The sequence below is a fragment of the uncultured Sneathiella sp. genome (assembly GCF_963976355.1).
GTDB lineage: Bacteria > Pseudomonadota > Alphaproteobacteria > Sneathiellales > Sneathiellaceae > Sneathiella.
The window spans coordinates 1-11053 of sequence record NZ_CAXBKA010000018.1 but is presented as its reverse complement, the minus strand read 5'-3'; the positions used below and the strand labels follow the sequence as shown (position 1 = coordinate 11053).

The window sequence follows — 11053 nt, the reverse complement described above, 5'->3', positions numbered from 1 at the left end:
CATATATACAATCTACAGTAACTATAGGTTCAAGGAGAAAATTAACATGTCCAATATGCTCACCATCGGTCGTGTAGCCAAAGGCACAGGCTGCAACGTTCAAACAATTCGGTATTACGAGCAAATCGGCCTCTTGCCATTGCCACAGCGCTCAGAGGGAAATCAACGGATTTATGATGAATCGTCTGTCCAGCGGCTCAGTTTTATCCGCCATGCGCGGGAGCTTGGCTTTCCTCTAAAAGCCATCCGGGACCTGATAAGTTTGGCCGACGATCCAGATCAGTCATGTGAGGCAGCAGATGCGATTGCAAGAGAACAGTTGGAGGACATTGGTAAGCGACTCCAACGTCTTCAGGCGCTTCGCCACGAGCTTGAACGTATGGTCGAGCAATGCAAAGGAGGACGGATCGCCGATTGCCGCGTCATTGAGACACTTGGTGATCATAGTCTCTGTGAGACGGACAATCATGTTTTACCGAAAGCCCGAAAATGACAAATGCTGGTAAGATATCCGTCAGCGAAGGAATCTACTGTGTCTAAACAACGAGAGTATTGGGCACCCGGTTGCCAGAACAAAAACGTTTCACCTTTATGAAAAACTTCAATGGCTTCAAGATTTAATTTTTAGGCTGAGCTATATTTCTGTTCTTCCAATTTTTCCCTTCTATTTCAGCCCCATACCCTCTATCGTATAAGTGGAACCAAGACGCATGGTTCTGGGGCGTCGTAACCCCTAACAAAGCGGTCGATATCAACCGGAAATGATATCGTTTCCTTGATCTTATGGTCGGGGAGCCTGTGGTGTATACAACAGGCCCTCGGCTAAAGACTACAGGGACCGTACTTTGTTCGGTTTACGAACTCCCCGACTACCAAGGTTCAGGAATATCAGGCAACAGCGGGCGCGCTGCTTGTGCTGGTATCGAGGGGAAACTTCATGAAACATTTAATGATCGCATTTGCATGCCTTGTTGCACTCGCTTTGACAGGTTGTTCCAGCACCAAACCGGTAGACCCGGACGTTCTGGCTTCAGCCGATTATGGTATCTATCCGGATAACTATGAAACCATCATCAAGGGCTATTTTCAGACACGGCTGAAAGATCCCTTCTCGGCCCAATATCGATTCGGAATACCTTTCAAGGCGTTTCTGAGAAATGCTCCGGTCCTCGGCGGTGATCCGACTGTCTATGGCTATATGGTCTATACCAATGTGAATGCCAAAAACAGTTATGGTGCCTATACCGGCTGGGAGGAATACAGGCTTTTGATCAGTGACGGCGTAGTCGTTGGAACGGCCAGCAAAAATCCTTGGTTCAGTGAGGAATGGTATAACTAACCAGCTTCGCAGCACTGTTGGTAAGCATATTCTGATATAGGGCAAAATAAAGCTCACTACGCTGTGTTATGCCCCACTTTCATCCTTTTACCTCGATATAGCCTTAAGCCGATTTCAGTGCGCTACAGGCGATTAACGGCATGCATTTACCACTCCCCCATGGCTCCGGGGTGAACGATCATCAAACTACGGGAGACAGATCATGATCAGAGTGATCGGTGGAGATTTCAAAAAGAACGGGAGTGCTAAACTGATAAGGAGAAAGGGAGAAGTCGCCGCGCTTGAGGTGCCGGTCAGCTTTATGAAAAACAAGCTCTAAGTTCCAAAGAATATACGCTCAATAATGGAGGAAACGCATCTTGGCAGGAGTATTGTTTTAAACATCAGTTTCAGTGACGACCGCTATGCACTGTTGCGGGTCAGCGGAAGAGAGGCAGAAGAGATTATCAATCTTGGAGTTACGGTGGAGAGAGCCGTCTCAGAACCAAATAGCGAAGAATCCGATATCCGAAAGGTTGCCCCTCAAAAATCCCGGGAGAAATCTCCCGCCAAAGCCATATTCATGCTGATCTTGCTGCTGGTTACCGTTCCACCCGTTCTGGCGATGTTTGCTGAGGAGCACGGATATATCCCTGCTCTCCTTGCCGGTGTGATAGCGATTGTTTACACCATCTGTCTCTGGAGGCCGCAGCCGATCCCTTTCGGCAGGGCGCGTTGGACGTCCGCGGCGATGGTCTGCATCTTTGCGCTCGGAGCGTTTTATGTACATACGCAACTCGACATAAAGGAAGAGCAGACAGCTCTCAGGAAGAGCGATCCGGTCGCCTATCTGGAAAAGCTCAAAACTCTCGGAAGAGACGACAGATGGTTGAAGGAATTAGAATACATAGACCCGGAGTCTTACAAGAAGGAAGTGGCGCGTTTGCAGCAAGAGAAGCAGAAAGTTCTGGAGGCCGAACGTCTTGCTGCGATGAAAGAGGCAGAAAAGCAGAGAAAAATTGGAGAACGGGAAAAATGCGGAGATGAAATTAAAGCCGTTGTACAGGCACATTCGGCAGTTGAGGAGAGATTGAAAAATTTCGATAGCGCAGATTTCCCATGGTTGGATGGCGGAGCTGTTATGCTCGATTGCGGGCGCTGGAAAGTGACCTCTTATGTCGATGCGACCAACGGCTTCGGTGCAAAAATTCACACGAGGTTTTCCGCAACTGTCCGCATGATAACCCGGGAGCGCTGGGTGCTGGAAGATTTGAAGACATGGTGAGGTGAAATTTTAAAAAATCGGAAACTGTGTGTCTATGAACAAGGGTAAATTTAAAAATAGCTTCCAACTATATAATCCCGCGATTGTTTGGAGATTTCTCCAAAAAAAACTGGCACTTAATCGCCATTTGTGTCGTCAGCTTGTTGTTCTCGGAAGCTCTCGACGAAATTCTGCCTATCGTTAAGACGGATTAAAACAGGATCGTCACATGATGACGCCTTGCCAAAAAAGACGGCGTGTCTTTCTTTGATGCTCGGCAAAACCCGCGCATATTCTGTGCCGATGTAATTCCCAAGGAATTCTTTGCCGGTATCGTCAAAGGTTCTCATGGCAAAGATCGAGTTGCATTGATTTAGGATCGTTTTCGTAACATTTGCAGTTCGTTGTGTAATGAGCAAACAGCCCAACCCAAATTTTCGACCCTGTAATATTGCGCGGGCACTGGCCGCAGTAGCGTTCTTATCTCCATCCGACGCAACCGAATTCCATTCAGGAACCAAACTGTGGGCCTCTTCATAGATCAAGCATGCTCGTGCATGATCGGTCATCCCCAAATCTTGGCATGCTTTGAGTGCGGAGCTTGAAAAGATTGCAGTAATTTCCGACGGCGTTAGATCGGTGAAAGCTGCAGCTCCATTATACGCATTCGTGACTTGTTTACTTACACGAAAGCCTGCCGGATTAAATATCAATATGGATTGTTGAGTTTTTGCTTCGAGAAATTGCGCCAATCTTTCTTCTACGGCATCGCTAAATGCATGTATCGAGCCGCCTTCATCCTTGCCTTGAGCGACTGGACGACCATTTGCGGCAGCCGACAGATCTGCATTTACTTTAGTCTGATAAGTATCATCGATGAAATCTGAAAGCAATGTTGCATACTGGTCCGTCAGATCTAGGCAAATGACCTTAATTCCTGCGGCGAGCATTCTCTCGACCATTTCAATGGAAAGGTAGCTTTTTCCGATACCAAGTATGCCCAGAATAGCTGTGTTATGCGTGACGGCATCAGAGATATCGATGGAAACCTGATAGTTTGTGCCCGGAAAATGCCCAACAGCGGTTGCGTTGTGAACAAAATCATCTGTGGTTTTCACGAAGACAGGTGCGTTTATTCGCGGAAGCCATTCGACTGGCTCAAATTTCCCATGCTCAGCACTCCATTTTCCGATCTTCCGCGCCTTCGCGCGAACGTAGCCATACTTATTCTTTTGCTGCACGGCTTCTTCCCGCGTAACTCCGTCTATCACCTGATAGATTACGTCGGTTTCTCTGAGCTTGACGTCGACAAGACGCCCTTCAGATATCTCTCGATCATTGATCACTTCGATCTGGATAAATTCGAGATCAGAGTCGCTATCCACAATACCGCATAGGGAACTAATTTTTTCGAGGACTCGAATCTCCTGCGCCTCGGGGGTATCAAGGGAGAGCAGAGTGGCGGCCCCATGCCCTACAGCTGCAGCGGCGGTCTTCGCTTTTAATGCTAGCGGAACAGGTAAACTTAGCGTCCGCAACAGAATGCCGTCATCTCTGCCTACGTAGTTTAGCGCAATGCCAAGAGTCGTAGGGCCTTGATCGTCAGAGATAGCCATAAGAGTACCCGAAGCATGTCGCACATCATCGTCCTGTCTAATCAGCACTAATCCGGGAGCTTGATGGGCTGCAACAACACCAAGGATTTTCGCCTCGTCCTTCGTAATTTTTCCGAAAATCCATCCCATATGCTGGATCATGGCTTCTATGGGATTCAATCCAACTATGATTGTCCACGCGGTTAATATCGCGAACAATTCGTTGGTGGACTGGCGATGAAAAACCCATGCCAAAACCAGAATAACGAATGTAAAGATGTTGTTGGGCGCGCCGATAGCACGAATAATTCGCTCTATCCCGAGTACCCAAGGTCGAGTTTCTAGCCCGTGAGTTCTCTTTACGAGCAAAATCAATAGGGCAAATAGGAAACAGGCCGTACAGACTATGAATGCTACCCATATTATTGCTTGATCGCCATAGCCAGCTGGGTTTGCAGCTACAGCTGCTATGAGTGTTCCGCCTGCCACAAATGAATTTGTTGCAACATCTGCTGGTGGCGTAAAATGCGGGTTGAGTAACCGACTACCGAGGACCAAGCTCGCAAAGCCGTTTGCAAACCAAAGCAATTTTTCATTCAAGGGGAAGCCTTGGCCAACGACCCATAATTGAATGGCCGCTAAGGTCAGCAGGTATACTATTGCCGCAACAGTTCTTCCCTTTTTCTCCGTCAAGTCAGTCTCTCATTCTTGTTAGGAATTGCGAATTAAATAAGTATTATTCCAATACTAAAGAATAGATACACCACTGGCGAGAGAATTTACGCTCCGTTAATCAGTCGAATCGTGACCTCCCATCCTAATATTGATACATAGTTCTAACCATGTAGTGACGTATGATCGCTTAATCATAGAAAATAATACCTTCTTCAGATCGCTGAGCGGGATACCTACAAAGCGTAATATGCGAATTTGATCAATGTTGACGAAGATTGAAAGTACGTATGAGATATCTTACGTATGAGATATCTAAAGAGTGTTCCCACTCGATTAGGGATATGCTTTAATAACCAACTTTGTTTTTCAATTGCAATTAGCTGCAAATCCACTGGACTGATACAGGATTAAACATTGCATGGGGGCTGTTTATTTCTAACCCTCGATCTTTTGCGCACGTCACTGTATATAAACGTTTCGGGAATGGCTGTTGAAATATCCACCGGCAGGATATAAATAGACTATGAGAGTGTATTTCTTAGAGAGAAACAGTTGGCAGAAATTCGGAAAAATATGAACTGGTGCAGAAAAAGCGTGAGCCTTTTCATGGCGATTGCCATTGCGCTTAATGTTTTTGCGATTATACCGTCTGCCGAAAGTCATCAAGCGATTGAGAGTGCTACTCATTTCATGGTTTCAGCGGCAGATGATTTGTCCAAAAGCCACGAAACCGACCGGCATAATCATATTGAAAAATGCGGCATGACTTCTTGTGCCATCAGTTTACCTGCAAATTTTCAGGTAACGCCGACAGCATTTGGAACAAAAACTTCGTTTGATGCCTTTGCTGTGCAAGTGGCGTCCTCGGCCTCTGCACCACCCGAGCAACCCCCAAAAAATTAGTTCCTCTTTTAGGCCATTTCTCAAGGCAGCCATGTTTGTGCTGTCAATGCGGTTATGCGTCTTTCCCAAACTTCGAATACTGAATTTTGAATCTGTCTCCCTGCCTGACCGAAGTGAGGTCTGCATTAGATGGAGACTGGAATAGGAACTGATAACATGAAGATTAAGCGTACTTTTTTGTCCGGTATTGCCGGAGTAACTCTCACTGCCATTTTGACATTAAGTTCAGCGATTGCTGTTGCAGCCGGCAGCCACGATGGCGGTCACGGCGGGAAATCGGGAATTGGTATCCCTGGTAACGCAGCGGACGTCAGTCGAACCATCGAGATCAAGATGGGAGATAATTTTTACGAGCCGGAAGAGATTTCCATCAAGAAAGGTGAAACGGTTCGCTTCAAGGTCATCAATACCGGAGAATTCGTTCATGAATTCAATATCGGGACAGCCGCCATGCATGCCGCACATCAGGAAGAAATGATGATGATGATGGAGCATGGCGTGTTGGAAGCCGACAAGATCAATCGGGACATGATGAAGATGGATATGGGAAATGGAAAAACCATGGAACATAACGATCCGAACAGTGTGCTGTTGGAACCGAAGGAAACGGCGGAAGTTATCTGGAAATTTTCGGATGATGCCGAATTGGAATTCGCCTGCAATGTTCCCGGCCATTATGCCTCCGGCATGATGGGTGCGGTTCACTTTGAGTAAATGTTTTGCGCAGCCCACAGCGGCTGCGCATTCCAATTTTTCAAAAAAAGAAAGGAACAGCAGGATGAGAAATTCATTCATGCAAAAGATGTTGTTTGGCCTTGCGATGGTCGCAGGGATTGCTCTTGTGCCCGGCTTGAGTATTGCAAAAACCTACAACCTGACAGTCGATAAGGTGCTTATCGATACGGGTAATTTCGAGAAGGAAGGGATTGGGTACAACGGAAAATCTCCCGGACCGGTTCTCCGGTTTCAGGAAGGAGAAGATGTCACGATCAATGTGACAAATAATCTCGATGAGTCTACGTCAATTCACTGGCACGGTCTTATCCTCCCCTTCCAGATGGACGGCGTGCCTAAAATAAGCTTCCCCGGAATTGAGCCGGGTGAAACCTTCACCTATAAATTTCCGATCGTGCAATCCGGAACCTACTGGTTTCATAGCCATTCCGGATTTCAGGAGCCCGACGGAGCCTACGGTGCAATTGTGATCGATCCTGAAAAACGCGACCCGTTTCGTTTCGACAAGGACTATGTGGTTCAGTTCACCGATGCGCACCCTCATTCCGGCAGCCGGATATTGCGAAACTTGAAAATGTCCGCGGACTATTACAATCGTCAGCAGCAAACAATTGGCGATTTCTTTTCGGATATCCGCAAGAACGGCCTTAAAGCTACCGTCGATGACAGGATGGCTTGGGGCGACATGCGGATGATGAAGACAGATATTGAGGATGTACAGGGCTTTACTCCACTCATCAATGGCAAAGGACCTGATCAAAACTGGACGGGGTTGTTCGAGCCGAAAGAACGTATCCGCCTAAGGTTTATCAATTCTTCAGCCATGACCTATTTTGATGTGCGCATACCGGGGTTGGAGATGACGGTGGTTGCTGCGGACGGAAACAACGTGCAGCCTGTCACGGTCGACGAGCTTCGCCTCGGTGTGGCCGAGACATATGACGTTATCGTTCGGCCCATGGACGAAAAGGCCTACACCATTTTCGGGGCGAGCATGGGCAGAACCGCTTATGCACGGGCCACTCTCGCGCCGCGCGACGGCTTGGTTGCGGAAATTCCGGAAATGACGGAGCCGCCGCTTCTCACTATGGCGGATATGGGTATGGACCACGGCAATATGGCGGGTATGGACCATTCAAACATGAGCGGGATGGATCATTCGTCGATGAAAGAAATGAACCATTCCAAAATGAAGAGTAACGATCACTCAAACATGAAAGGAATGGATCACTCCAATATGAAAGGCATGGATCATTCGAACATGGCAGGGATGGAGCAGGAAAAGGATAGCTTCTATGCAAACGGCAGCGGGCTTGTCCCGACAGCCGCAAATGGCGGCAAGTTCCTCTCCTATGCGGATCTGAAGGCGCAAAAACCTCTCTATGAGGATCGGGAAGCTACGCGGGAGATCGAGTTGCGCCTGACCGGGAATATGGAGCGGTATATATGGTCCATCAACGGCGTAAAGTACGAAGACGCTGATCCTGTCGTTCTCCAGTATGGCGAGCGTGTCCGCTTTAAGTTCGTCAATGAAACCATGATGACTCACCCCATGCATCTGCATGGTATGTGGAGCATTCTGGATGTCGGCGCAGGCAAGTGGGATCCGATCAAACACACCATCAGCGTTGCTCCGGGAACAACCGTTTATTCAGAGACAGAGGTTGATGCACCCGGTCAATGGGCGTTCCACTGTCACCTGTCTTTCCATATGGATGCCGGAATGTTCCGGAAGATCGTCGTCGAAGGCGGTCCGAAATCTGCAAGCCTTAATCCGTCTGAGCAGGGAGAACTGCAATGATTGAATTGAAGAAACCCCTCCTCGCGGCGGCCCTCAGCTTTTCTGTTCTGATGCCTGTTGCCGGTCATACGATGGAAAAGTCGAATATCTACTATGGCATTCAGATGGAGGAGCTTGAATACCGCTATGGAGAAGGCGGAGAAGAACTTTTTGCTTTTGATGGCGACGCCTTTATCGGGACCGATGAATTGAAACTCCGGTGGGAAGGCAGTGGTGAGTTGGATTTGAATGTTAATCGTTTTGAATCCCTTTCCAACCAGCTTGCCTTGCAAACCCCCATATCGGATTTTTGGGACATTAAAGGGGGTGTTCGATATTCGAGTCCCGAAGGGCCCGACCGTTGGTATGGTGTGGTTGGTCTGAGTGGGCTTGCCCCGCAATGGATCGAGGTGGATACGCATTTGTTCCTCAGTGAAAAGGGGAAGCTCTCTGCCGATCTCGATATCGAATACGAAATCTTGCTAACCAACTATCTGACCTTGACGCCTTCCGCGAATATTGATGCAGCATTTTCGAGTGATCGGGAAATCGGTGTAGGCTCCGGTATTAACAGTGTGGAGGCAGGTTTGCGGCTGAGCTATGACGTCTGGGATAGAATTCTCTCGCCCTACGTTGGTGTTGTCTATGAGCGCAAGTTCGGGCAGACCGCAAATTTCGTCGAAGCAGAGGGTGAAAGTGCGGATATTTGGTATGCCGTTATCGGCGCCAAGCTGATGTTCTAAAACGTCGGATTACAGATTTTTACTGATTCTGGAGGGGGCATAAGGCTCTCTCCAGATATATGCCCCAACTACGGAAACATCATGCCTAGAATACATATTATATCATTACTGTTAACGTTATTCTTGGTGCATCAGGCACCAGCATTTGCCGACAATACAGATGCCTATTTTCAACCAGCTGAAATCCACGATGCCGTTGTGACTATATCCGATCAGGATACGTCGGGAGACTTACGCTTTCGAATTGTCAACAGTAGCCCTGAGAAATTGACAATTATCGGAGTTTCAAATTCCGATAACTTACAGTCAAAAATTATGGGGAGGATAGGCAATAAAAATTACGTGGAGCTTGGATCAATAACATTGCTGCGAGAGGAAAGTATTGATCTGACAACCACTCATATATTTGTGCGGCTTTCTAATTTCCAAGAACCTTTGAAGGTCGGTGAAACTATTGATTTGAGGCTTGCTCTTTCGAACGGAGAATTGCCGTTCTCAGCCCATGTAAACCAATAGTGTATGATATGGACAACGTACTTCAGAATTAATATCCAGACTGGAGAGAAGAGCGATGGAAACACAACAGAACAATAAACGCTCAGCGCACTATAAAAAAGATAGCCTGACACTTATTGGCGCCGTCTCCATGGGAACCGGCGTCATGATCGGCGCGGGCATACTTGCCCTGACGGGCCAGATTGCGGAACTTGCCGGCGCTTTGTTCCCCCTCGCCTTTCTCGCGGCGGCTGTCGTGACTGCTTTTAGCGCATATTCTTATGTCAAAATGTCCAACGCATATCCTTCCGCTGGCGGGATAGGCATGTTTCTTGAAAAAGCTTATGGCCGGGGAGTTGTCACAGCGGGCGGTGCATTGCTCATGTACTTTTCCATGGTCATCAACGAAAGCTTGGTGGCGCGGACATTCGGCACCTACACAATGCAATTGTTCGATGCCGAGCCTGTTGGCTGGGCTGTAACGGCTTTAGGCGTCGGTGTCTTAATATTTGCCTTCTTGCTCAACATATCCGGCAATCGCCTGATTGGTGGATTTTCGCTTCTTATGGCGTTTCTCAAGATCGGCGGAATTATTGTATTTGCGGCTGGCGGTTTATGGATCGCAGACATCTCGTTTGAAAGTGTTATACCAAAACCGTCATTGGATATGCCGGTTACAGGATTCCTCGCCGCTATGGCGCTGGCCATTCTCGCCTTCAAAGGATTTACGACCATCACAAATAGTGGATCGGAAATCGTTGATCCTCACAAGAACGTTGGGCGGGCGATCATCATCTCGATTTTGATCTGTTTTGTCATCTACGTGCTTGTCGCTGTTGCGGTTGCCGCAAACCTGACGTTAGACGAAATTGTCGCGGCAAAGGATTTCGCGCTGGCGAAGGCTGCGCGTCCGGCTTTTGGTAATTACGGGCTGTGGTTTACAGTAGGATTGGCAATTGTCGCAACTGTTTCGGGTCTAATTGCCAGTGTTTTCGCCGTTTCGCGGATGCTGGCCATGCTTACCGACATGAAACTGGTGCCGCACAGTCATTTCGGGATGCCGGGAGATATCCAGAAACACACGCTGGTTTATACGGTCGTGATTGCTATTTTCCTGACCATATTTTTTGATCTGAGCCGCATTGCATCCCTCGGCGCGATTTTCTACATCATCATGGATATTTTAATTCATTGGGGGGTGTATCGGTATTTGCGCAATGAGGTCAATGCCAACGGATTTATCGTTTTGGCGGCAATCATATTCGATATCATCGTTCTTGGTGCCTTCCTGATTGTAAAAGCATCAACTGATATGCTGGTTATCTATGCCGCATTAATCGGGATCGCCGTGATCTTTGTTGGCGAGAGATTTTTCCTTAAGTGGCAGGAAAATCCAGAAGCTTAGAAAGAGTTGTGCCTCCGGCTAAGTTTTCTAGGGCATTTTGTTCCCAGCTATTCAATGAATTACGTTGCAATTATTAGCCAATTTTCCCCAGAATTGGAAACGCATCCAGAAGCCAATACGAAAACCTGGAGAGTTGCCCC

10 protein-coding genes are annotated in these 11053 nt (G+C 47.7%); 9 read left to right on the top strand and 1 reads right to left on the bottom strand.

Annotation, left to right across the window (positions count from 1 at the left end):
• The 3 genes from AAC599_RS19810 to AAC599_RS19800 all read left to right on the top strand — a co-directional run.
• Positions 1-493: helix-turn-helix domain-containing protein (locus AAC599_RS19810; protein WP_340152109.1), on the top strand; the 493-nt coding region annotated here is incomplete at its 5' end.
• A gap of 444 nt (positions 494-937) precedes the next feature.
• Positions 938-1339 carry a hypothetical protein gene (locus AAC599_RS19805; RefSeq protein ID WP_340152108.1) on the top strand — a complete coding sequence of 134 codons (402 nt, stop codon included), beginning with the start codon at positions 938-940 and terminating at the stop codon, positions 1337-1339.
• 343 nt (positions 1340-1682) lie between these two features.
• Positions 1683-2603: a hypothetical protein gene (locus AAC599_RS19800; RefSeq protein ID WP_340152107.1), complete on the top strand. Its 921-nt coding sequence runs from the start codon at positions 1683-1685 to the stop codon at positions 2601-2603.
• 116 nt (positions 2604-2719) lie between these two features.
• Here AAC599_RS19800 and AAC599_RS19795 read toward each other — a convergent pair whose 3' ends face one another.
• A complete protein-coding gene (locus AAC599_RS19795; RefSeq protein ID WP_340152106.1) occupies positions 2720-4870 on the bottom strand; it encodes a DUF87 domain-containing protein in 2151 nt (716 codons plus the stop codon).
• A gap of 534 nt (positions 4871-5404) precedes the next feature.
• On the opposite strand from AAC599_RS19795, the gene AAC599_RS19790 reads away from it, so the two are divergent.
• From AAC599_RS19790 to AAC599_RS19765, 6 genes are all read left to right on the top strand, one after another.
• A complete protein-coding gene (locus AAC599_RS19790; RefSeq protein WP_340152105.1) occupies positions 5405-5755 on the top strand; it encodes a hypothetical protein in 351 nt (116 codons plus the stop codon).
• A gap of 156 nt (positions 5756-5911) precedes the next feature.
• Positions 5912-6469: a cupredoxin domain-containing protein gene (locus AAC599_RS19785; protein ID WP_340152104.1), complete on the top strand. Its 558-nt coding sequence runs from the start codon at positions 5912-5914 to the stop codon at positions 6467-6469.
• A 64-nt stretch (positions 6470-6533) separates the two neighbouring features.
• Entirely contained in the window at positions 6534-8291 is a 1758-nt protein-coding gene (locus AAC599_RS19780; RefSeq protein ID WP_340152103.1) for a copper resistance system multicopper oxidase, read from the top strand.
• Entirely contained in the window at positions 8288-9013 is a 726-nt protein-coding gene (locus AAC599_RS19775) for a copper resistance protein B (RefSeq protein WP_340152102.1), read from the top strand. The genes AAC599_RS19780 and AAC599_RS19775 overlap by 4 nt, the downstream gene beginning before the upstream one ends.
• Positions 9014-9094: 81 nt before the next feature.
• On the top strand, positions 9095-9529 hold the full coding sequence (locus AAC599_RS19770) for a hypothetical protein (protein WP_340152101.1): 435 nt from the start codon (positions 9095-9097) through the stop codon (positions 9527-9529).
• A 55-nt stretch (positions 9530-9584) separates the two neighbouring features.
• On the top strand, positions 9585-10913 hold the full coding sequence (locus AAC599_RS19765) for an APC family permease (protein ID WP_340152100.1): 1329 nt from the start codon (positions 9585-9587) through the stop codon (positions 10911-10913).
• Positions 10914-11053 lie beyond the last annotated feature (140 nt).